Origin of the sequence: Chryseobacterium sp. LJ668 (assembly GCF_019613955.1) — a bacterium.
GTDB lineage: Bacteria > Bacteroidota > Bacteroidia > Flavobacteriales > Weeksellaceae > Chryseobacterium.
On sequence record NZ_CP080443.1, the window covers coordinates 2745617 to 2769575 of the forward strand.

The following is a 23959-nucleotide window of genomic DNA, read 5'->3' on the forward strand; positions in this document are numbered from 1 at the left end:
TTATTGACGTAGCCTGCTCAAAGTTTCTCTTGTAACTCCCAGATAAGAAGCAATCAGATGTTTTGGAACTAAATTGTATAGTTGAGGATACAACGCTAAAAGCTCTTCATATCTGAATTTTACATCATTATCCATGAAAGAAAGCAGACGTTTTTGAGCTGCAACATAGCCTTTATTCGTACGCCATCTGAAAAAATGCTCAACCTCATGAATTTCTTTACAGATTTTTTCTCGGTCTTCATTTGAGATTGATAAAATATTGGCACTGGTGATGCAGTCAACGTTAATGGTTGCTCTGTTTTTGCTGTAAAGAGCGTCAAAATCTGATACCCACCAGTTCGGCATTGCAAACTGCAGGATAAACATTTTCATATTGTCATTAAGGTAAAATGCTTTCAGGCAACCATCAACAACGAAATACTCGTGATCAACGGAATCTCCCTCTGTGATCAGCATTTGCCCTTTTTGTAAATTGATCATATTAAAATGCGAAAAAAAATAATCAAATTGTTCTTCATTGAGAGAAGCAAAGTTTGAGATATGTTCTTTTAATATTTCTTTTGGATCGGGCATAATGAGTAATTAGTAATCAAAATTAGGTTTTTTATTGAAATGTTTTCTATGTAAAAAAAGAATTAATGGTATCTTTTGAACATTATAATAAAGGTTTTTATTTTCGTAATATTAAATATAATTATTTTACTTATTTTTGAAGATATAGGCTTATAAATTTTGTCTTATATTGAAGAAACATAAATAACTTCTCTACATTTAAAAAAAATTATTAACTATGATATACTTAGGTATTTTGGTCTTTTTCGGACTTATTACATTATTCGCTTCTTTTTTCACCGTCAAGCAAGAATCTGCTGCTGTTGTAGAGAGATTAGGTAAGTTTTTAAAAGTGAGCCATGCTGGTCTGCATTTAAAAATTCCTTTTTTGGATCAGATTTCAAAACGCCTGAATCTTAGAATTCAGCAATTGGACGTTATTATTGATACCAAAACTCTGGATAATGTTTTTATCAAAATGAAAGTTTCCGTACAGTATCAGGTGATCAGAGAAAATGTAAAAGACGCTTATTACCGTTTAGAAAATCCTGAAAATCAGATTACTTCTTATGTATTTGATGTTGTACGTGCAGAAGTTCCGAAAACGAAATTGGATGATGTTTTCGTAAGAAAAGATGATATTGCTGTGGCTGTAAAAAGTGAACTTCAAGAAGCAATGCAAAGTTATGGTTATGATATCATTAAGGCTTTAGTAACTGATATTGATCCCGATGAGCAGGTAAAACATGCCATGAACAGAATCAACGCTGCGGAACGTGAAAAAACTGCAGCAGAATATGAATCTGAAGCGCAGAGAATAAGAATTGTTGCCGTTGCAAAGGCTGAAGCTGAATCTAAAAAACTACAGGGACAAGGTATTGCAGATCAGAGACGAGAGATTGCAAAAGGTCTTGAGGAATCAGTGAAAATGCTGAATGCTGCAGGAATCAATGCACAGGAGGCTTCAGCATTGATTGTGGTGACGCAGCATTATGATACTTTACATTCCATCGGAGCCAATAACAGAAGTAATCTGGTGCTACTGCCCAATTCGCCACAAGCAGCAAGCTCTATGCTGAATGAATTGGTTGTTTCTATGGCTGCAACGCAGAAAATGGATGAAGTCAATAAAGCGCATTTACCCGAACCTCCCAGAAATCATGAGCATTAATATAATTTAATGTAAATATAAATCCCTTTCAATAGATATTGAAAGGGATTTTTTATGTCATATTGATCTTAATTTGAAAAGATAATTACTCTTTATCTCTGGCTTTAAACTTCTGCTTCCCGATTAATAATTCAAAAAACAGTTTAAAATCTGACATTAAAGACCAAAGCGGATATTTAAAAGTTGCAGGTTGATTTCTCTCAATAAATGCGTGACTCAGCCATGCGAAACCATAGCCTAAAATCGGAATATACCACAAGAATCTTTCTTTTCCGGTGTAAATGACAAATCCAATCACTAGAAAAACAAACAGGATTCCAATGAAATGAAAAATTCTTGTTCCTAGTTTCTTGTGTTCATCGAGATAAAACTCGTAGAACTCATTGTATGTTTTGATTCTTTCGGACATGGTAGGTAGTTTTAAAGTTCTTATAAACTTTAGCAATAATTTCGCCAATTTAGTAGAATAATAAAAGAAAAAAGGCAATGCTGTAACGAATACAACATTGCCTTTTGTTGTTTTTAGTTTTAAATGAATTAAGCTTTTCTCAACTTGCTGTTTCTATAACCATAACAGAAGTAAAATACCAGTCCGATAATCAGCCAGACCCCAAACCATTTCCAGTTTGAAACCGCCATTCCCGTCAGAAGATAACAGCATGAAACTAGTCCTAATAAAGGAATTAATGATAAATTTTTTATAAAAGCCAGCGCCGACATTACAATGCACAGAATAAAAAATACCACCATCGAAATATTGGTTGCGAAATGATCTTCTGAAAATTTAAAGGTATCTGCAAAAAATGTTGGGAATAAATATTGAATTAAACCCGCTGACACAATGACAAAAATCGGAAAAATAAACTTTGAATTCACATACGGAATTCTGAATTTACCTTTTGTAGCACGCTCTTTAAGTTCTGCCTCGCTCTGTGGGGAAAGCATCAAAACGCCGCCGCAAACCAATACAAAAGCAAACAAAGTTCCTATGCTCGTGAAATCCAACACCATATTCTCGTTGGTGAAAAATATTGGAAGTCCTACAACCAACCCCGTAATAATCGTTGCAAATCCTGGTGTTTTATATTTCGGATGAATCTCTGAAAATTTATTTGGCATCAAGCCGTCACGAGACATTGTCATCCAGATTCTCGGTTGCCCAAGTTGGAAAACAAGCATCACGCTCGTCATTGCAACAACTGCAGCAATTGATACAATAAACAACATCCACTTTACGCCTTTTAAGGCAAAAATTTCTGCCAAAGGATCACTTACACCAAGCAATTGGTAAGAAACCATTCCGGTTAAAACCAATGCTAAAATGATATAAACAACGGTACAGATCACCAAAGAATAGATCATTCCTTTTGGCAGATCTCGTTGTGGATTTTTTGATTCTTCTGCCAAAGTTGAAACTGCATCAAAGCCAATATAGGCAAAAAATACCGCTGAAACTCCACCCATTACGCCGCCAAAACCGTTTGGCATAAATGGGGTCCAGTTGTCAATATCGACATAAAAAGCGCCGACTATAATCACCAGTACAATAATTGCCAATTTAATATATACCATGATGTTGCTGAAGTTTCTTGATTCTTTTGCGCCTCTGTAGACCAAATAAGTTATCATCACATTAATGATAACAGCGGGCAGATCAAAAATTATTTTTAAACCTCCGAAAACGGGTGCGTTTCTCCATGCAGCTAGACCTTCATCACCCTTACTGGTAGCAAATGCTTCCTTTGCAGATTGATAATTAATCGTCAGCCACTCCGGCAAATGAATATGAAAAGTTTCCAAAAGATTGGTAAAATAACCGCTCCAGGAGAAAGCAATGTAAATATTTCCGATAGAATATTCCATAATTAAAGCCCAACCGATAATCCATGCAAAAATTTCCCCAAAAGAAACATAGGCGTACGTGTATGCACTTCCGGAAACAGGGACCCTGGATGCAAATTCAGCATAACACATGGCAGTAAATCCGCAGGCAATAGCACAGATGATATACAAAATAACAACACCGGGACCTCCTGAAAAACATGCATTTCCTATGGCACTGAAAGTTCCGCCACCAATAATTGCAGCGATTCCAAAAAAAGTTAAATCTTTTACTGTAAGAACCTTATTTAGTCCGGAATGCTCGCCATCTCCACCTTGATTAATTGTCGCATTTGTTGATTTCCTTCTGAAAAGTTGATTCATTAATGTTGATATATATGTTGAAAAAAACAAATGTAATTATTTCTGTTAAATAATTAATATTTTCTTAATATTTCTTCTTAAAAAGTTAACAAGTATTAAAAATTAATCCACATATTAACAATATGTTAAAACCCTTGCTTATACAATATCTTTTCAATATTTTCGTTGATAATTTGTTGATAACTCTTATCATGAATTTAAAATCTAAGTCACAATTTAAAGGCTTCCAATTTTAAAATTTGATCATTAATGAAATCAAAAAAAATACTTTTAGCGGCTGCTGTTTTCTATTTTGGGTTATCCGAAGCGCAACAGTCACAGTACTTTATCCAAAAGGAAAACTACAGGTTTAATCTTGCTCAGAATCTTTATCAGACCAAAATATACAACGCTTCTCAATACGAATATGCCCGTCAGTATTTCTACAATCAGAATTTGGAGCAGTCAAAGAAAGAAGCCGCACAGTTTTTTGATAATGTGATAGGCGTTATTCTTCAGAAAAATCATGCAGAAGAAGGGTTAACAGCCTTTATGAAACAATATCCGAACTCTGCATATTTTGCTCAGGCAAATTTACCTTTGGCGGATTATTATTTAGCTAAAAAAGATTTTAAGGAAGCTTTGGAGACTTTAAAGAAAGTCAATCAATATCAACTGACCAAAGAAGAAAATACACAATATATTCTGAAATTGGGCTACGCTAAATTTATGATGGGAGATTCTAAAGGTGCAATTGATGCGCTGGAAGAAGCTCACAAAACTGCTGATGAATCTCAGAAAAGCGATATTGCCTACATGTTGGGTCATTTATATTATTCAAACAAGCAGAATGATCAGGCGTTTCAGTATTTTGATTCTGTAAAAGACCAGCCTAAATTTTCAAAGTTGGTGCGTCCATATTATGTACAGATGCATTACAATGATAAAGATTACGATAAGGCAATTTCAGAAGGAAATGCTTTATTGAACGAAGATATTTCTGCGTCTTACAAGGCGGAAGTTCATAAGATCATTGGTGAGTCTTACTTCATGAAAAATGATTATGAATCGGCTTATCCACATTTGAAAGATTATTTGAGCGTTCAGCAAAACCCGTCAGAAAACGATCTGTATGAAATGGGATTTGTGGCGGCCCAGCTTAAAAAATATGATGAAGCGGTTTCTTATTACAACCAGTTAATCAACAGCAATTCGGCGCTGGCTCAGAATGCGTATTATCAGTTAGGAAATGCGTATTTAGCGGTTGATAAAAAGCAGGAAGCGTTATCAGCATTCCGTTCGTCTTATCAGATGGATTACGATGCGAGTGTAAAACAGTTAGCTCACGAACAGTACGCAAAATTGGGCTACGACATCGGAAACCCGTTTGAAAGTCCAACAACGGTAATTCAAAATTACATTACAGCAAACCCAAGTGGACCTAAAAATGTAGAAATGAGATCGCTTTTGGTGAAATCTTATCTGTATTCAGGAAACTTTAAAGAGACATTAAACGCGATTGATAAATTAACGAATTCAACTCCTGAAACCGATAAAGTAGATCAGGAAGTTTCTTATTTATTAGGAACGGAAGAATTTAACAAAGGGAATTTTGATGAAGCTGAGAAATACTTTTTAAGAAGTTTAGAATTTGATTTAAATAAAGAATTCCACAGCAGAGCTTTGTATTGGTTGGGTCAGGTTTATTACCAAAAAGGAAATTATCCTTCTGCGATTGCCCGTTACGAGAAATTGACGAATGAAACTTTCCCTGAAAAGCAGCAGTTGCCTTACGACATAGGTTATGCTTATTTTAAATCTAAAAAATTCGATCAGGCTGAACAGTATTTTACACAATATCTAAAAAATCCAAAACCTGAATTTAAAAATGATGCAGAACTTCGTTTAGCTGATATTTATTATGCAAATAACAATCTCAACGAGGCAATTGCAATCTACGATAAAAACGAAGATGTTACCGATTATACTTTGTACCAAAAAGCATTGGCTTTAGGATTTAAGGATGAGAACGCAGCAAAAATCACCAATTTAAAATCATTGATTTCTAAGTATCCTTCATCTGAGTATATTGACGATGCGCAGTATGAAATAGGTGTTGCGTACGCGGCTCAGAATGATTTTGCTAATTCAAACGATTTCTTTGAAAAGGTTATTAAATCTTCTTCAGATAAAGACCTGGTTGCGAATGCATCAATTTACAAAGCACAGAATTTCATTGATCAAGATCAAAATGATAAAGCCTTGTCAGAATTAAAATCTTTAGGTGAACAATATAAAAATTCGGCTTACGCTCAGAAAATCGTTCAGGCTGCAAGACCGATTTTTATAAAAAATGGTGATGTTTCAGGTTACGCTGACTTTGCAAGAAATCTAGGGGTCAATATTGATGCATCTGAAATTGATGAAATTAATTTGTCTACCGGAAAACAATATTTCTCGAAGAAAGATTATAAAAATGCAATCGCTTATTATGAGAAATATCTGACACAGAACCCGACCGGAGAAGGTCTTTATCAGGCTAAATATGAATTGGGTGAAAGTTATTATCAGACGAATAATCCTACTAAAGCTTTATTGGTTTTAGAAGAAATTGCAAATGTTCAGAATGATTATCAGGATGATGCGCAGACTCGTGTTGCCCAGATTTACATTGCTCAGGGAAATTCTGCGGAGGCTAAAAAATATCTCGAAAACATCAGAAATTCTTCAGACATCAATATAAGAAACTACGCCAATGTAGAATTGATGAAAATGTATGCGGAAGAAAAGAATTTCTCAGAAGCTGAAAAATTAGCCGATGCTGTAATTGCCAACAACAAAAACTCAGCAGCAGTTATTGAAACAGCAAAAGTAATTAAGGCGAGAAGTCTGATGAATTCAGGGAAAGATAAATATGCTCAAACCGCTTATACTTCGCTCGAAAAATCTTCAAACACTGAAGTTGCGGCAGAAGCTCTTTACGCAAAAGCATTTTATCAGAACAAGGGAAAAGCTTTTAAATCTTCCAACGAAACCATCTTTAAATTAGCGAACAATTACGCTTCAGAAGATTATTGGGGAGCGAAAGCATTGGTTTTGATGGCGAAAAATTATATTGGGTTGAAAGATAATTATCAGGCGAGTTATACTTGCGATCAGATCATTTCAAACTATGCAGATTTCCCTGAAATTGTAGCAGAAGCGAAGGAAGTTAAAAAAATGATTAAGAAATGATTTTTTTAGAAGAGGATATTTCTTTTGAATATTCAACTTCCGAACCCATGAATCCAAGAATTTGTGCAGAATATTTTGCAACGATAATGGAAAGGAAAGGATTTGTTCTCAATTTTTCAATAGAAAGTTTAGAAATAGAAATTGATAAAATTTTAGAGAAATACTCAAAATCCGTAGACAGTGATCGGGAAATTTTAGAAGATTTTTTAACTTCATATATTGGTGAATCTCTTATCAGATTATTTGGAGGAGATTGGGACGGAAATTTTTATGGTCCCTTAAACCGAGTGGGAGTTAATTTTTATACATCCTATATTATAATAAATGATTTTAGATTTAACCCTAATCATTTTATAGCTTATTATTTTAGTAATGGTAAAAAATCTGAAGGAACATTTTATGATTACTTATATAAAAGAGATGAAAGTAGTGGAATCTTCCGAGATTTTTTAGGAGGAGGACTAATTAAAAAAATAAACAATAATATTCAATAGATTTAAAATCCTTTGTGATTAAAATTAAGAGTATGAACAAGAAAATTCAAATATTATCTATATTATTTCTAGGAATTTCGTCGGTGGCGTTTTCTCAGATCAAAGAGGAAAAACTGATTCTGAATAAGAAAAGAGAACCCGAAGTCAAGAAAATTGAGAAGAAAAAAACTTCAGTGGAAACAGTGAAAAACTATCCGCCGGAAGAAAAATCTGCAAATCCTGTAAAATATACAATTACAGACGTTCCTGCGGTTTCAGATTTTAAAACTTCAACCATTCAGAGTGAAGATGTTGCGCCAAAATTTGATGCAACGGCTCAGAACAACTATTTCCAATTTGGAATGGGGAATTATGGAAAGATTTTAGCAGATGCCAATATTTCTAAAACACTTGAGAACAAAATTGAAGTAGGAGCAGACGTTCATGTGCTTTCCACCAACGGTTTGAAAAAAGTGTATGCTTGGGATTCTGATCAAAGTTCGGCAACTTTAGGAGCTTTCCTCAATGCTTATGGCGAAAAAGGAAAAATCAATCTGAATGCAGAATACGGTTTAGATAAGTACAACTATTACGGTATTTATGCACTGACGCCTTCTGCAGATGTAGATTTGAAGCAGAAAGTGAATCAATTTAAAGTAAATGGATATTATGATTTTTATTCAAATGAAATTTTAAATGATGTAAGAGTAAAATCTTCATTTTTAAGTGACCATTTTGATGCAAAAGAAAATCAGGCTTCTATTTTGGCGAATCTTTCTAAACATGCTGTAAAGCTATCTGATAACGGAATCGTTTTGAATGCAGATTTAGGTTTAGGTTTGGAAACTGTAAAAACAGATTTTGCTTTACTAAATGAAAATTCTTCAACATTTTTTAATGGGAATATTGCACCGAAAGTAACGTTTGCAAAAGGTGAATCTTATTTGATGTTGGGTTCTTCATTTTCTTTTTTAAATGCGAGATATTCAAATTTAATATTAGCTGATGAGTTAAAAAATAATAAAACCTACTGGTTTCCACAGGCTGAATTTCAGGTGGCAGCAGCTAAGGAATTTAAATTCTATGGTGGAGTAGACGGTGGTTTAAAACTGAATACCTATAGCGAATTGCTGCAGGAAAATCCGTTCTTGGTTTCAGACCAGATGTTAAGACCTACGGAAACACAGTATCATTTTTATGCAGGTTTAAGGGGTGATATTGACGAAACTTTTAAATATGATGTCTCTGCAGGATTTGGAAAAATGAGAAACATCATGTTTTTTCAGGGGAATAATTTATTCGACAATACCTATACTTTAGACCGACCGGGTTATGATTTTGCAAACACATTTTCTGCCGTTTATGATGACGGAAATGTAAGCGATATCAAAGGTAGTTTACAGTATTTCCCGTTGGAAAACCTGATTGTTGATGCTGATGTAAGATTTTTAAAGTATGATTTAAAGAATTATGAAAATATTTATAATGTTCCTTTGGTCACAGGAAGCATTGGTGCAAAATATACTATGTTTGAGAAAAAGCTATCTTTAGGTTTCAAAGGAATCTTCGCAACAGACAGAACGACAAACTCTTACATGTTGGAAGGAGTGGGAAACCCGTCATTGATTTTCCAGTCAACAGAAGATACCAATGATAAAGTTGGCGGTTACGCAGATTTAAATTTGTCTGCAGAGTATAAAATTCATAAAAATTTCAGTATTTTCGCACTCGGAAATAATCTTCTGAGCTCAAAATATCAAACGTACAAAGGCTATAAAGTTCTTGGTGCACAAGTTTTAGGAGGTGTGAAGATCACGTTTTAGAGCTGGAGAGTGATAGAGTTCAATTTGCCTATAATTCTACCACTCTCAGACACTCAAAAAAAAAATGGCTGCGTAGTTCAACTGGATAGAATATCAGATTTCGGCTCTGAGGGTTGGGGGTTCGAATCCCTTCGCGGTCACACAAATTATTCATTTTATAAACCAATGAAATTTTCATTGGTTTATTATTTTTTTACGTCGGATTTTGTACTTATTTAGTTACCAATAGCTTTTGCAGTCATTCAACTTTATCATCAACTCTATCAACATGAAAGAGCAGGATGCTGTAAATCATCAGAATGTCTATTTTTATGAAAATGAAACAAGTTCCATAAAGGCTTAGTTAAGTTTTTCAATAAAATAATTATGAAATTTCAAAATACCTCAAACTTTATATTATCCCTGTTCGCACTTTTCATATTTTCGGCAAGTGTGAAAAGCCAGGATCTATTCCCCGACGGTACAAAAATTCCAAAATGGTTTAAAGAAAATAAACCGACCGACATTAGCAAATTAGGTAAAAAATACATCCTTACTGCTAATGGAATGAAGAACGACAGTACAATTCTCCAGACCAAAGAACTTCAGGCAATCATCGATTTGGCAGCTAAAAATGGAGGTGGAGTTGTTGTGGTTCCAAAAGGGACATTTCTCATCAGTTCTGTTTTCTTCAAACAAGGAACACATTTGCATTTAGAAAATGGGGCGAAACTAAAAGGAAGCGACAATATCAATGACTTTCCGGTGGTGACTACAAGGATGGAAGGTCAAACTGTTAAATATTTTCCGGCTTTGATTAACGCAGATGGATTAGACGGTTTCACGATTTCAGGAAAGGGAACACTTGATGGAAACGGACTTCGTTTCTGGAAATCATTCTGGAAAAGACGCGAATGGAATCCCAAATGTACCAATATGGATGAAATGAGGCCTAGAATTCTCTATGTTTCCAATTCTAAAAATATTCAGATTGAAGGAATAACGATTAAAAATTCACCATTCTGGAGCACTCATTACTACAAAAGTGATTTTGTAAAATTATTAAATTTGACAATCTTAGCTCCGAAAAAACCTGTAAAAGCACCAAGTACGGATGCAATCGACATCGATGCTTGTACAAATTTCTTGGTTAAAAATTGTTATCTTTCAGTAAATGATGATGCCATCGCTTTAAAAGGCGGAAAAGGCCCGAAAGCCGACAAAGATCCAAATAATGGTGAAAACAGAAATATCATCATTGAAGATAATACTTTCGGATTCTGCCATTCTGCATTGACTTGCGGAAGCGAATCGATTCACAATTACAATATCATTTTCAGAAATTCAACCGTGAATGGTGCTTCAAGATTATTGCACTTGAAAATGCGTCCTGATACGCCGCAACATTATGAATACATCACTGTTGAAAATATCAAAGGAAACGTAAAAACTTTCTTATATGTAAAAGGCTGGAGCCAGTTTTTTGATTTGAAAGGAGAAGAAGCGCCGAAAAAGAGATTGGCAAATAATATTGTTTTAAAAAATATCGATATCAGTTGTGAAACCGGTTTTGATATTGAAAAATCAGACTTATACGAGCTGAAAGATTTTACTTTTGAAAACCTGAAAATAAAAGCAATAAAGCCTAAAGAAGAAAATTTAGAGGTGATCAAAAGTCTGAAGAAGGACAAAGTCTCTATAATTCAAGTTGCTTCTTTAGCTCAGTCATATGATAAAAAAGACGATTCCGACATTGCCGCAAAATGAGTTGCTTTACAAAAATATTCTTTCTTTTATGCTTTTGCTCCAACTTTCTGCATGCTCAAAGTAAGCAAATCCAATTCCTGAGCGGGACAGATTCTGAGCATACAAAAGAATGGGATTTTTGGATAAGTGGAGGTCGGAAATCCGGAAGTTGGAGCAAAATTCAGGTTCCTTCTCAGTGGGAACAGCAGGGATTTGGCTCGTACAATTATGGAAGAGATTATGTGACGTACGGTAAAAATTTTAAATTTAATGATGAAGTAGGTTTATACAAACACAAGTTTCTAGTTCCAAATTCATGGAAAGGAAAATCAGTCAACATCGTTTTTGAAGGATCAATGACCGATACCGAAGTGAAAATTAATGGAAAGCTTGCCGGAGCAATTCATCAAGGTGCTTTTTATGAGTTTAAATATGACATTTCAGACAACTTAAATTTCGGAAAAGAAAATATTCTTGAAGTTAAAGTTTCAAAAATGTCCGCCGACAAATCTGTCAACAATGCAGAACGTCTTGCCGATTACTGGATTTTAGGTGGAATTTTTCGTCCTGTTTATCTCGAAGCTATTCCAAGTGAAAATATCTCATCGACAGCAATTGATGCAAAAGCAGATGGAACTTTCCGCTCAAATATTCATTTAAAAGGAATCCAAAATGTCAATAATTTAAAAGTAGAAATTTTTGATGTTGAAAATAATTTAGTTGGAGATTCTCAGATTTCAATTCAAAAAGGAGATACTTTAAAACAGATTCAATTTTCCGTTAAAAATCCAAAACTCTGGACAGCTGAAACCCCTAATTTATACAAAGCCAAATTCAGTTTAAACAAAAACAGGAAAAATATCTTCCAAAGTGAAGAAAAATTTGGTTTCCGAACGATTGAAATTCGAAAAGGCGACGGAATTTACGTCAACGGAACCAAAATCAAAATGAAAGGCATCAACCGTCACGTTTGGTGGCCTGAAACGGGAAGAGCTGTTAATAAAAACATCGATTTAATGGACGTTCAGCTCATCAAAGAAATGAATATGAATGCCGTTCGCTGTTCGCATTACCCACCCAATAAATCTTTTCTTCAGATTTGCGATTCGTTAGGTTTATATGTTTTGGATGAATTGGCAGGCTGGCAAAAAAAATACAGCACTGAAGTTGGTAAAAAACTCGTCAGAGAAATGGTTACGAGAGATGCCAATCATCCGTCAATCATTTTTTGGAGCAATGGAAATGAAGGCGGACATAATTTTGACTTAGATAGAGAATTTGCAAAATATGATCTTTCGAATCGTCCCGTAATTCACGCTCATCATAAGCCTGGAAATGCTTTCAACGGCATCGACTGCAATCATTACGAGGATTATTACAGCACTAAAAAAATTCTCGAAGGAGAAAATATTTATATGCCGACCGAGTTTCTGCACGCGCAGGATGACGGAGGTGGCGGAACTTCTTTGGCCGATTATTGGGAACTTCACTGGAATTCCAAAAAAGGCGCAGGCGGATTTCTCTGGGCGTTTGCGGACGAAGGTTTGGTAAGAACCGATTTTAATAATCAACTCGATGTGAACGCCATCAATGCTCCAGATGGAGTTGTAGGTCCGCATCGTGAAAAAGAGGGAAGTTTTTACGCCATCCGTGAAATTTACAGTCCGGTAAAAATTGATTTTAAAACGTTGCCAAATGATTTTAATGGAACAATTCCTGTTGAAAACCGTTATCATTTTACCAATCTAAATGAATGTCAGTTTGAATGGAAACTGGTTAAATTTAAAACACCATTTTCGTCAGAATCTGGATTTGATGTGATTCAAAAGGGAAAAGCAGAATCTCCGAATATAAAACCGACAGAAAAAGGAAATGTCAATCTCAATCTTCCTATAAATTGGAAAGAAAGTGAGGGTTTATTACTAGTTGCAAAAGACAAATTTGGTAAAGAAATCTACACGTGGACCTGGAAATTGAAGTCTAATGATGAAATTTCAAAACAATTTTCTAAATCTTTAATCAAAGAATTTCCGGTTTCAATGATCGAAAATGATTCGTTGTTTATTTTAAAATCAGACGATAAAGAATTTTCCTTTGGTAAAAAAGATGGATTATTAAAATCAGTTATTTTAGATAAAAAAGGTAAAAAAATGACCTTCCGAAACGGACCTGTTTTTGTGAACGGAAATTCGGAATTATTATCCTTCAAAGCTTTTTTAGAAGAAGGAAATGCGGAAATAGAAGCTCGTTTTAAAGATGGCAAAGTAATAGTTTGGAAACTGAATCATAATGGAATTTTAGAATTAAATTATGAATATTCGCTTTCCGGAGATTATTCGTTTGCGGGAGTAAGTTTTGACTATCCTGAGAATTATGTGATCAGCGCAAAATGGCTGGGTAAAGGCCCATATCACGTTTGGAAAAACAGAACGCAGGGACAGACTTACAACGTTTGGCAAAATCTAAAAAACTCAACCCGAACAGGATTTTCACCTTGGGTTTATCCCGAATTTAAAGGATATTTCGACGATATTTCTTGGTTGCAACTCAATACAGTAGAAGGAAAAATCACGGTTGGAACGAGAGAAGAAAAAATGTTCGTCAGACTTTTTGATTTTTACGGAATTTATGGTGCTGAAGGTTATCCAAAATTGCCAACAGGAAATATTTCTTTCCTTGATGCGATTCCGTCCTTGGGAACAGTTTTGGCGTTTAACATTAATAATGATACTGCGACATTAGGCCCAGAAAGTGAACCGAATCATTTGAACGGAACATTCAAAAGAACATTATATTTCTACTTTGGTTTGCCCGATTTGGGTGATGAAAATAAGCAGTTTACAATGCCGAAAGAAAATATTTTAACAGATTAATGATGATGAACTGGATAAAATTTTTGACACTTTTCTTAGGTTCGTTTTTGTTTGCGCAACAGACGGCTTTCAAATTTGATTTTGGTACAGACAGAACTGAAAAAGGATTTATTCCAATTACTTCAACTACGAAATTTAATACGAAAATAGGTTACGGTTTTATGGATATTTCCGGTTTGAAATCCATTGACAACGGCGGAAATGCATTGACAGGAGATTTTATTACCAGTGACAAACCTTTTTATTTTTCGGTAGCAATTCCTGAAGGAAATTATAATATCATATTAAATTTAGGCGATACAAAAGGAATCTCTGAAACGACTGTTCGTGTAGAAAACCGCCGTCTAATGTTGAATGATGTGAAGACAAAAAAAGGCGAAATTGTAGAAAGACAGATCACTGTTCACGTCAAAGACAGCATTATCCGAAATCAGGAAGGAACTCAAATTGGAATTGTAAAATTAAAACCTCGAGAAAGAAAATACCTGCATTGGGATAATTTACTGACGATGGAATTCAATGATAAATCTCCAAAAGTGTGCTCGGTCGTCATTCTGCCTAACAAAAAAGCAAAAACCATTTATCTGACGGGAGATTCGACGGTTGTGGATGCACAATACGAACCTTGGGCATCGTGGGGACAAATGTTACCGTATTTTTTCGTTCCAAATGAAGTCGTGATTGCCAACTACGCCGAAAGCGGAGAAACTCTGAAAGCCTTTGAAGACCGTCGCAGAATCAATAAAATCTGGAATAAAATACAACCGGGAGATTATCTTTTCATTCAATTTGGGCACAATGATCAGAAAGCTGGAAACAGCACCAAATCCGGCTATAGGAAAAGACTAAAAGAATGGATTTTGAAAGCGAAACAATTGGGAGTAATTCCGGTTTTGGTGACCTCAATGAACCGCAAAGTTTTTGATGAAAATAATAAAATCATCAATACATTAGACGATTTTCCTGATGCAATGCGCGAAATTGCAAAAGAAGAAAAAGTCGAATTAATTGATTTGAATGCATTAAGCAAAACCCTGTTCGAAGCGATGGGACCTGAAGACGCTAAGAAAGCATTCGTGCATTATCGCGCAAACTCTTATCCCAATCAACCAACTGCTTTGGCAGATGATACGCATTTTAACACGTATGGCGCTTACGAATTGGCGAAATGTGTCGTGAAATCTATAGTAGACCAAAATTTACCTTTAAAGAAGTATATTTCAAAAAATTATAAAAGTTTTAACCCAAATAAACCAGACAAAGTTGAGGACCTCCACTGGCCTGAATCTATCTTTATGGAATCTCTAAAGCCTGATGGAAATTGAATTTTAAACGCTTTAGAACACTTGAGTTTTAAAGCTTAAAATGATTAATAAAAAGATTTACGCAAGAAGAAAATCAGAGATTTTCAAAAACTAATGTGTTCTTCTAAAAAACCGAAACACTCACTTAAAAATAACTTATGTGTCCAAAAGCTTTTGTGACTTTTGTAGTTAAATTGTAAAGGTTGAGTCAGGTTCTCATTAAATCTAAAATAATGAAAATTAAAAATATAGTCAGTCTAACTCTCATGTTTTTTGCCTTCGGAAATATCTCCGCACAAAACCCGTGGCCAAAGACAACCGAGACCACAAAACCATGGACACGCTGGTGGTGGATGGGAAATGCGGTCGACGAAAAAGGTGTAGATAAACAATTGACCACTCTAAATAAAGCCGGTTTCGGAGGTGTGGAAATCGTGCCGATATACGGAGCAAAAGGTTTCGAAAAAGAATACCTCAATTATCTTTCTCCGGAATGGATGAAAATGCTTCAGTTCACGACCAGCAAAGCTAAGAGCTTAAATATGGGTGTCGATATGGCAGTTGGGACAGGTTGGCCGATTGGCGGACCACAAGTCGACGAAAATGATGCGGCGACCAAGATGATTGTTCAGACTTACGAAATTCAACCGAATGAAAAATTCTTAGAAAAAATTGTTCTCAAAGATGAAAAACAGAAGAATTTAAAATCAGTAAAATTAGATATTGTAACCGCTTACAATGAAAAAAATGAAGCGGTTGTTTTTACCGACAAAATCAATGCTGACGGAACTTTACACTGGAAGCCATCTTCAGGCAAGTGGACAATCTACGCCGTTTTCGTTGGAAATACTTTACAAAAAGTAAAACGTGCCGCTCCTGGTGGCGAAGGGTATACATTAGACCATTTTTCGCCCAGTGCTACAAAAGATTATCTGGAAACTTTCGACAGAGCGTTTGGAAATTCCAACTACGGGATCCGCTCTTTTTTCAATGACAGTTATGAGGTTTACAATGCCGACTGGACGCCTGATTTTTTAAACGAATTTAAAAAAAGAAGAGGTTACGATTTAAGTCCATACATCAAATATCTCTTGAGCAATGAGGAAAATGAAATATCAGGAAGAGTAAAATCCGATTACAGAGAAACCTTGAATGAATTGATTTTAAACAATTTCACCAAAGATTTCACCAATTGGGCACATTCCAAAAACTCCAAAAATACTAATCAGGCACATGGTTCGCCTGGAAATCTGCTGGATTTATATGCTGCTGTTGACATTCCTGAATCTGAAACTTTTGGAAGTTCTATTTTTGAAATTCCGGGGTTGAAAAGAGATACTGCAGACATTCAAAAATCAGATATGCCGGATTTCAATATGCTGAAATTTGCTTCTTCTGCCGCGAATGTGACTGGCAAGAAATTAACGTCCAACGAAACTTTCACTTGGCTAACCGAGCATTTTAAAACCTCTTGGTCGCAGGCAAAACCTGAAGTGGAACAGGTATTTTTATCGGGAATCAACCACGTTTTTTACCACGGAACAACTTATACGCCGGCCGATGTTCCGTTTCCCGGATGGCTGTTTTATGCGTCTGTGAACTTTGTTCCTGAAAACAGTTTATGGCCGCATTTAAAAGGATTAAATTCATACATCGAAAGGACTCAATCTGTTTTGCAGAGTGGAAATTCGGATAACGAACTCCTGATATACTGGCCGGTTTATGATCAATGGGCAAGTCCGAAAGGAAAGGATGTAACCTTCAAAGTGCATAACGTTGAAAAATGGCTGCAACCAACTCCGATGTATGAAAATCTGAATACACTCAATAAAATGGGGTATTCCTTAGATATGATTTCGGACAAAATGATTGTCGAATCGAAATCAGAAAATCAGAAAATTAGGACGTCGAAGGAAGGTTCTGATTATCAGGTTTTGATTATTCCTGAACTGACTTATTTGCCCGAATCGACTTTAAAAAACATTTTGGATTTGGCCCAAAACGGGGCATCAATTATTTTTCAAAACGAACCAAAAGATATTCCCGGAAACTTTGAGGTTGAAAAAAGAAGAACGCAGTTAAAATCTTTATGGAACCAGATTCCGTTTCAAAACAAGGCCGGAAATGTGAAATTTGCCAACGTCGGAAAAGGAAAAATTGTGCTAAGTTCGGATATTGCAAAAGCTTTGGAATATTTAAAAATTGAAAGAGAAAAGCTAAGCGATACAGGTTTGAAATTCGTGAGAAGGCAGTTTGAAGGCGGAAGATATTACTATATCGTTAATCATACTTCTAAGGAAATCAATCAAAATATTCCTTTAAATTTTACAGGAAAACAAGTCACTCTGATGAACCCTGAAAATGGAGATTACGGACTTGCAGAAACTCAGAATAATTCAGTGCGAATTCAACTGAAATCGGGAGAATCTTTAATTATAAAAAATACGGAAGACATTTATACCTCAATTCCGAATTGGTATTATACAGAAAAAACCAGTGTACCAATTGTCTTAAATCAACCTTGGGAACTGACTTTCAAAGAAGGCGGTCCCGAACTTCCGAAATCCCGAACTTTAAAAAGACTTGAACCCTGGACAAACTTCACGGAAGATGCTTCAACACAGAGTTTTTCGGGAACAGGATTGTACAAGACCACTTTAAATTTGAAGAAAAAAAATGCAGACGATTATCTGTTGAAATTTGACAAACTCTACGAAAGTGCAAAAGTGATTATCAACGGTCAGGATGCAGGAATTGTCTGGAGCATTCCGTTTGAAATCAACATCGGAAAATACCTGAAAAAGGGAAAAAATACCATTCAGATCGAAGTCTGCAACTTAATGGCCAACAGAATCCGGGATATGGACAAAAAGAAAATTCAATGGCGAAATTACCACGAAATCAATTTTGTGAATATTAACTACAAACCGTTTGACGCATCTAATTGGAAAGTGCAGCCTTCCGGTCTGGATGGCGAAATTCAAATAATTCCTCTACATTACTCAAAATAAATTGTATGATGGTTAAAGTTATTATATAAAAATCTTTACCAAATTTGCTTTAAAACAGACTCAGTGAAATAATAAAATAAAAATATGAGACAAAACATAGTAAAAACAGTCGCATTAGGAACTTGCCTGTTGACATTTGGCTTTTCCTATTCTCAAAAGAAAGTCGTGTTAGATAACTTTTTCAACAACGAAAAAAAAGCTGACAAAGAAACCGGAGAAGTGAAATCATGGCATTATACATGGGAAGACACCACCAGTAGCGGGTTTTCTTTGTTAGGCGAAATCTTCACAAAACAGGGCGCGAAAATCAGCACTCTTAAAACTGCTCCCGCAAAAAAAGATTTGAAAAACGCAAATATATATATCATCGTAGATCCCGATATCGATAAAGAAGCTTCTGAAGGAAAGGCAAATTTAATAGATCCTGCAACCGTTAAAAATTTGGTGGAATGGGTGAAAAAAGGCGGCGTTTTAGTTCTGTTGAGCAACGATCACGGGAATTCAGAATTTGAACACTTCAACAAACTCGCTGGAGAATTCGGAATTCATTTCAACGACGACAGTTATAACCGGGTACAGGGAAGAGAATTTGAGCAGGGTGCAGTAAACGTTCCCGCAGGAAATGAAATTTTCTCAGCTCAAAAATTATACATGAAAGAGGTGAGTTCGATCAATGTAAAAGCACCCGCAAAACCTATTTTATCCGCAGAAGGTAAAAATATTGCCGCTATCGTAAAATTCGGAAAAGGAACTGTTTTCGCACTGGGCGACCCTTGGTGCTACAACGAATATACAGATGGTAAAAAATTGACTGCAGATTTTACCAATTATCAGGGAGCAGAAGAATTGGCGAAATGGTTGTTGAAACAAAGTAAATAACATAAAGATTTAAACCTGTGTAATCGATTGAATCTGTTTGATTTTGGACAGCTTAATCCGCCTTCCACTCCTGCTTTTGTGCTCGTCGTTCCTGCTTGCAAAAAGAGCTCCGTTCAAGTCGGGCTGTGAAAGATTCAGCGTTAAATCTTTGTCAAGGATTTAAACATTAATAAAAACGAACCTTAGCTTGTTTACAAAAGTAAGTTGACAAACGAGGCTTTACCAAAACATAAAAATTTTACTAACTATGAATTGTAGAATTATGAAAATCAAATATATATTTATTAGCTCCGCTATTTTTCTTTCACAAACAATTTTTGCACAAAGACAAATGGAGTATCTGAAAAGAGGAATCGTTGCCATACCTGCAGAATCAGGAGTTTTCGTGAGTTGGCGTTTGCTCGGTACAGAAGCTCAGAATACCTACTTTGATTTGTACCGAACAGAAGGTGATGCAACCAAAAAACTGAATGAAAAACCTCTTTTGAATGAAACGAATTTTTTAGATAAAACAGCCAACAAAGCAAAGAATTACACTTATTTCGTCAAATCAAATACTCAGGATAAATTGGTTGATATTGATTCTGCAAACTATGTAGCGAATCAAAAAACATATTTTTCAATTCCTTTAAAAACTCCTGCAGGTTACACGCCTAATGACGCGTCAGTTGCCGATTTGGATGGAGACGGAGAATATGAAATCATCCTTCATCAAACAGGAAGATCGAAAGATAATAGTCAGAAAGGAGAAACCGACCCGCCCATCATTCAGGCTTATAAAATAGATGGAAAGCTTTTGTGGGAAATCAATTTAGGTAAAAATATTCGTGAAGGGGCACATTACACGCAGTTCTTGGTGTATGATTTAGACCAGGACGGCAAAGCGGAAATCGTCATGAAAACTGCCGATGGAACCAAAGACGGAAAAGGAAAATTCATTGGTGATCCAATAAAAAATTACGTCAATAAGAACGGAATGATTCTCTCCGGACCGGAATACCTGACTGTTTTCGACGGACAGACGGGAGTGGAAATTAATACAGTAAATTATCAGGTTCCAAGATTTGCAGAAAGTTTAAACCCAACCGATGAAGAAATGACAGAAACATGGGGCGATGCAAAAGGTAACAGAATAGACCGCTTTCTTGGCGCAGTAGCATATTTGGATGGTAAAAAACCAAGTGTGATTATGTCGAGGGGTTATTATACGAGAACAGCGATTGCAGCTTGGGATTATAAGGATAAAAAGCTAAGTTTGAGATGGCTTTTTGATACCGAAAGTTCGGAAGAAAATAAAAAATACCGTGGACAAGGAAATCATAACCTGAGCATTGCCGATGTGGACAATGACGGAAAAGACGAAATCGTTTTCGGAGCAATGACGATTGATAATGACGGAAAAGTATTGAACAGTACCGGTTACGGTCACGGCGATGCTTTACACGTCGGTGATTTAGATCCTTCAAATCCCGGACTTGAAATTTTCGATATTCAGGAAAGATTTGATGATGCCGGTGCCCATTTCAGAGATGGAAAAACCGGAAAAGTTTTATGGAAACTGCCCTCTCTGGTTTACAGTAAAAATGGCAAATATCAAGGCCCGGGAAGAGGTTTATCTTTAAATATTAATCCCAGATATGATGGTGCAGAATCTTGGGCAGCTGGAGCAGGACTGAAAGGAATTTACGATACAAAAGGAAAAAAAATAAGTGATCAGAATCCTCCTGCCAATATGGGAATCTACTGGGACGGCGATTTTTTAAGTGAAATCTTAGACGGAACAAACATCTCGAAATGGGATTGGAAAAATGAAAAATCGAATTTGATTTTTGATGCTAAAAATTTTCAGTGTGAATCGAATAACGGAACAAAGAAAAATCCTGGGTTGGTTGCCGATTTATTTGGAGATTGGCGTGAAGAAATAATGTACAGAACAGCTGATAATCAGGAATTGAGGATCTTTTCAACAACAATTCCGACAAAACACAGATTGTATACTTTGATGCATAATTCGCAGTATCGTTTGAGCATTGTCTGGCAGAATGTGGGTTACAATCAGCCTCCGCATACCGATTATTATCTTGATGAATCGGTAAAAGAAATTCCGAAACCAAATATTTTCACAAAAAAACTTAATTAAAATTGATTAATAATAAATTTAAAATATGAAAAGATCACTCATCAAAAATGGTGTTTTTGCATTGATCATTGCAGCTTTATATTCTTGCACAGCACAAAAACAAACCTCTGCTGGTAAAACAGAACTTCCGAATAAGAAAGAAGTACTGGAAGTTTCTAGACGGGCCAATCAATATTTCATGAATAAATGGCCGGATACAGGCAAAGATATTGTCGGCAAAAAAGTATGGCCAAGTAATCTCTGGACACGTGCTGTTTACTATGAAGGATTAATGGCACTTTATAAAGTAGATCCGAAAAAAGAATACTACGATTATGCAGTTTCTTGGGCAGAAAACCACAAATGGGATTTGATGCGCGGTACATACACCAGAAATGCAGATCATCAGGCTTGCGGACAAACATACATCGATCTCTATGAAATTGATGGAAAAAAACACCCTGAAAGAATTAAAAATGTAAAAGCCGCAATGGATAGCATGATTGCTACCAGTAAAGTCGATGATTGGTGGTGGATTGATGCACTGCAAATGAGTATGCCGATTTTTACAAAATTGGGAAGAATTACAGGTGAGCAGAAATATTTTGATAAAAATTACGAAATGTATGCCTACACCAAATACAAGCACGGTGGTAATGGATTATACAACCCTGCAGACAAAATCTGGTGGAGAGACAAAAGCTTCGTTCCGCCTTATAAAGAACCGAATGGAGAAGATTGCTACTGGAGCAGAGGAAACGGCTGGGTAGTGGCTGCTTTGGCTAAAACTTTAGCAGATACCCCGAAATCTGATCCTCATTACCCCGAATATTTGCAGGATTACAAAGATTTATTAGCAGCATTACTTCCTATCCAAAGGGAAGATGGTTTCTGGAATGTAAGTTTGCATGATCCTACGAATTTCGGTGGAAAAGAAATGACCGGAACTGCTCTTTTTGTGTACGGAATGGCATATGGTGTCAATAACGGATTGATTGACAGAGACACTTATCTGCCTGTTCTCATTAAAGCTTGGAATGCCATTGCAAAAGATTCTGTTCAGCCAAATGGTTTTTTAGGCTGGGTGCAGGGAACAGGAAAGGAGCCTAAAGACGGGCAGCCACTTTCTGTAAATAAAGAACCCGATTTTGAAGATTATGGTTTGGGTTGCCTTTTGCTTGCAGGAAGCGAAGTTTATAAACTGAATTAATAATTAAATCTACAAAAACACATTCAAAAAGAAAATCAGAGCAGAAGTTCTGATTTTCTATTTTTGCAACGAAATATTTAATCATATAAAATTATGGTGAGAAAAGATAATTTTAAAATGAGTTTGATTGATTACAAATAGCCAATACCTTTGAGGTTTTGTAAGCATGACACTACAAGATGCTCAGTTGCTTCCATATCATTAATTTTCAGATTCAACCAATACGATCATTATGAATGCATTATTAGGAGTTTTATTTCATTTCTTGGGAGGATTTTCTTCAGGAAGTTTTTATTTGCCATATAAGAAGGTAAAAGGCTGGTCTTGGGAAACTTATTGGTTGATAGGTGGTGCATTCTCCTGGATTATTGTTCCGCCTTTGGCAGCATTTCTTACCATACCTGGTTTTTGGGACATTATACAAAATGAGAGTTCTTCCATTTTAGGACTTACGTTTTTGTTTGGTGCATTATGGGGAATCGGGGGTTTTACATATGGTTTAGGCGTTCGTTACTTGGGCGTTGCATTGGGAAGCAGCATTATTCTTGGGCTTTGCATGGTTTTTGGCTCGCTGGTTCCGTCTATTTATTATGAATTTTCTCCTCAGTCAGGAAAGGATAATATTGGTCTGATGTTCTCCAGCACTTGGGGACAGTATGTATTATTAGGGCTTTTAATTTGCGTTGTCGGGATCATTATCAGCGGAAAAGCGGGTATGATGAAAGACAAAGAACTTCACACAGAATCTATAGACCCGCACGGTGTTGCAGTAAAGACTGAATATAAATTTGGTTTAGGTTTAATTGTTTCCATTATATCAGGTGTTTTGAGTGCCTGTTTTAATTTTGGTTTAGAAGCCGGAAAGCCAATGGCTAATGTTGCCAATGAAGCTTGGAAACTGGCAAATCCTGGCCAGGGTGAATTCCTGTTTCAGAACAATGTAACCTATGTAGTTGTCCTTTGGGGTGGTATGGCGGTCAATTTGATCGGTTGTCTTTATCTGGCTTATAAAAATAAATCTTACACAGATTACACAAAAAAAAATGTACCGGTCTTCAAAAATATAATGTTCTGTGCGCTTGCCGGAACAATGTGGTATTTACAGTTTTTCTTTTACGGGATGGGAGAAAGCAAAATGGGGAACGGCGCGAGCTCATGGATTTTACACATGGCATTTATCATTTTGATCGCCAATCTCTGGGGTGTCATCATCAAAGAATGGAAAGGTGTCTCCAAAAAAACCATTACTACTATTTCCATAGGAATGTTTGTGTTACTGGTATCTATTTTGATTGTAGGCTACGGTAATTCTCTAAGATAATCTAAAGTAATTTTAAAAGTGTTTTTAAAACTTACGATTCATATTAGTTATATTTAAATTAATTATTTTTTAAGACACTG

At 35.7% G+C, this 23959-nt stretch carries 15 protein-coding genes and 1 tRNA gene; 13 read left to right on the forward strand and 3 right to left on the reverse strand.

The window, feature by feature from the left end:
- Window positions 1-573 carry a Crp/Fnr family transcriptional regulator gene (locus K0U91_RS12880; RefSeq protein WP_220179938.1) on the reverse strand — a complete coding sequence of 191 codons (573 nt, stop codon included), beginning with the start codon at window positions 571-573 and terminating at the stop codon, window positions 1-3.
- Between the two features lie 217 nt (window positions 574-790).
- Here K0U91_RS12880 and K0U91_RS12885 point away from each other — a divergent pair, with 217 nt between their 5' ends.
- Window positions 791-1723, forward strand: a complete 933-nt coding sequence (locus tag K0U91_RS12885; RefSeq protein ID WP_220179939.1) for an SPFH domain-containing protein — start codon at window positions 791-793, stop codon at window positions 1721-1723.
- An 85-nt stretch (window positions 1724-1808) separates the two neighbouring features.
- Here K0U91_RS12885 and K0U91_RS12890 read toward each other — a convergent pair whose 3' ends face one another.
- The gene (locus tag K0U91_RS12890; RefSeq protein ID WP_220179940.1) at window positions 1809-2132 is read right to left on the reverse strand and encodes a DUF962 domain-containing protein; all 324 of its coding nucleotides are present in this window, start codon (window positions 2130-2132) and stop codon (window positions 1809-1811) included.
- Window positions 2133-2260: 128 nt separating this feature from the next.
- Complete coding sequence (locus K0U91_RS12895; protein WP_220179941.1) at window positions 2261-3928, reverse strand: amino acid permease; 1668 nt, start codon at window positions 3926-3928, stop codon at window positions 2261-2263.
- 249 nt (window positions 3929-4177) lie between these two features.
- Between K0U91_RS12895 and K0U91_RS12900 the strand changes: the two genes are divergently transcribed.
- The 12 genes from K0U91_RS12900 to rhaT all read left to right on the forward strand — a co-directional run bounded on the left by K0U91_RS12900 (window position 4178) and on the right by rhaT (window position 23879).
- Window positions 4178-7141, forward strand: a complete 2964-nt coding sequence (locus K0U91_RS12900) for a tetratricopeptide repeat protein (RefSeq protein ID WP_220179942.1) — start codon at window positions 4178-4180, stop codon at window positions 7139-7141.
- A complete protein-coding gene (locus tag K0U91_RS12905; RefSeq protein ID WP_220179943.1) occupies window positions 7138-7635 on the forward strand; it encodes a hypothetical protein in 498 nt (165 codons plus the stop codon). Before K0U91_RS12900 ends, K0U91_RS12905 begins: the two co-directional genes overlap by 4 nt.
- Before the next feature lie 32 nt (window positions 7636-7667).
- A complete protein-coding gene (locus K0U91_RS12910) occupies window positions 7668-9437 on the forward strand; it encodes a TonB-dependent receptor (protein WP_220179944.1) in 1770 nt (589 codons plus the stop codon).
- A gap of 66 nt (window positions 9438-9503) precedes the next feature.
- Window positions 9504-9577: transfer RNA gene (locus tag K0U91_RS12915), tRNA-Arg, on the forward strand.
- 226 nt (window positions 9578-9803) lie between these two features.
- On the forward strand, window positions 9804-11183 hold the full coding sequence (locus K0U91_RS12920; RefSeq protein ID WP_220179945.1) for a rhamnogalacturonidase: 1380 nt from the start codon (window positions 9804-9806) through the stop codon (window positions 11181-11183).
- Window positions 11180-14035, forward strand: a complete 2856-nt coding sequence (locus tag K0U91_RS12925; RefSeq protein WP_220179946.1) for a glycoside hydrolase family 2 protein — start codon at window positions 11180-11182, stop codon at window positions 14033-14035. Before K0U91_RS12920 ends, K0U91_RS12925 begins: the two co-directional genes overlap by 4 nt.
- 5 nt (window positions 14036-14040) lie before the next feature.
- Window positions 14041-15360, forward strand: a complete 1320-nt coding sequence (locus K0U91_RS12930) for a rhamnogalacturonan acetylesterase (protein WP_258561880.1) — start codon at window positions 14041-14043, stop codon at window positions 15358-15360.
- A gap of 212 nt (window positions 15361-15572) precedes the next feature.
- Window positions 15573-18350, forward strand: a complete 2778-nt coding sequence (locus tag K0U91_RS12935) for a glycosyl hydrolase (RefSeq protein WP_220179948.1) — start codon at window positions 15573-15575, stop codon at window positions 18348-18350.
- Window positions 18351-18434: 84 nt separating this feature from the next.
- A complete protein-coding gene (locus K0U91_RS12940) occupies window positions 18435-19229 on the forward strand; it encodes a DUF4350 domain-containing protein (protein ID WP_220179949.1) in 795 nt (264 codons plus the stop codon).
- 247 nt (window positions 19230-19476) lie between these two features.
- A complete protein-coding gene (locus tag K0U91_RS12945; RefSeq protein WP_310796506.1) occupies window positions 19477-21369 on the forward strand; it encodes a rhamnogalacturonan lyase in 1893 nt (630 codons plus the stop codon).
- 25 nt (window positions 21370-21394) lie between these two features.
- Window positions 21395-22558 carry a glycoside hydrolase family 88/105 protein gene (locus tag K0U91_RS12950; protein ID WP_219969317.1) on the forward strand — a complete coding sequence of 388 codons (1164 nt, stop codon included), beginning with the start codon at window positions 21395-21397 and terminating at the stop codon, window positions 22556-22558.
- Window positions 22559-22790: 232 nt separating this feature from the next.
- Window positions 22791-23879 carry an L-rhamnose/proton symporter RhaT gene (gene rhaT / locus K0U91_RS12955; protein WP_220179951.1) on the forward strand — a complete coding sequence of 363 codons (1089 nt, stop codon included), beginning with the start codon at window positions 22791-22793 and terminating at the stop codon, window positions 23877-23879.
- Window positions 23880-23959: the final 80 nt, after the last annotated feature.

What these genes read in the sequence shown, in the direction of transcription:
- K0U91_RS12920 (WP_220179945.1), top strand. Translation starts at nt 9,804, where the DNA reads ATGAAATTTCAAAATACCTCAAACTTTATATTATCCCTGTTCGCACTT.
- K0U91_RS12950 (WP_219969317.1), top strand. Translation starts at nt 21,395, where the DNA reads ATGAAAAGATCACTCATCAAAAATGGTGTTTTTGCATTGATCATTGCA.
- K0U91_RS12925 (WP_220179946.1), top strand. Translation starts at nt 11,180, where the DNA reads ATGAGTTGCTTTACAAAAATATTCTTTCTTTTATGCTTTTGCTCCAAC.
- rhaT (WP_220179951.1), top strand. Translation starts at nt 22,791, where the DNA reads ATGAATGCATTATTAGGAGTTTTATTTCATTTCTTGGGAGGATTTTCT.
- K0U91_RS12890 (WP_220179940.1), bottom strand. Translation starts at nt 2,132, where the DNA reads ATGTCCGAAAGAATCAAAACATACAATGAGTTCTACGAGTTTTATCTC.
- K0U91_RS12885 (WP_220179939.1), top strand. Translation starts at nt 791, where the DNA reads ATGATATACTTAGGTATTTTGGTCTTTTTCGGACTTATTACATTATTC.
- K0U91_RS12900 (WP_220179942.1), top strand. Translation starts at nt 4,178, where the DNA reads ATGAAATCAAAAAAAATACTTTTAGCGGCTGCTGTTTTCTATTTTGGG.
- K0U91_RS12930 (WP_258561880.1), top strand. Translation starts at nt 14,041, where the DNA reads ATGAACTGGATAAAATTTTTGACACTTTTCTTAGGTTCGTTTTTGTTT.
- K0U91_RS12940 (WP_220179949.1), top strand. Translation starts at nt 18,435, where the DNA reads ATGAGACAAAACATAGTAAAAACAGTCGCATTAGGAACTTGCCTGTTG.
- K0U91_RS12895 (WP_220179941.1), bottom strand. Translation starts at nt 3,928, where the DNA reads ATGAATCAACTTTTCAGAAGGAAATCAACAAATGCGACAATTAATCAA.
- K0U91_RS12905 (WP_220179943.1), top strand. Translation starts at nt 7,138, where the DNA reads ATGATTTTTTTAGAAGAGGATATTTCTTTTGAATATTCAACTTCCGAA.
- K0U91_RS12910 (WP_220179944.1), top strand. Translation starts at nt 7,668, where the DNA reads ATGAACAAGAAAATTCAAATATTATCTATATTATTTCTAGGAATTTCG.
- K0U91_RS12945 (WP_310796506.1), top strand. Translation starts at nt 19,477, where the DNA reads ATGAATTGTAGAATTATGAAAATCAAATATATATTTATTAGCTCCGCT.
- K0U91_RS12935 (WP_220179948.1), top strand. Translation starts at nt 15,573, where the DNA reads ATGAAAATTAAAAATATAGTCAGTCTAACTCTCATGTTTTTTGCCTTC.
- K0U91_RS12880 (WP_220179938.1), bottom strand. Translation starts at nt 573, where the DNA reads ATGCCCGATCCAAAAGAAATATTAAAAGAACATATCTCAAACTTTGCT.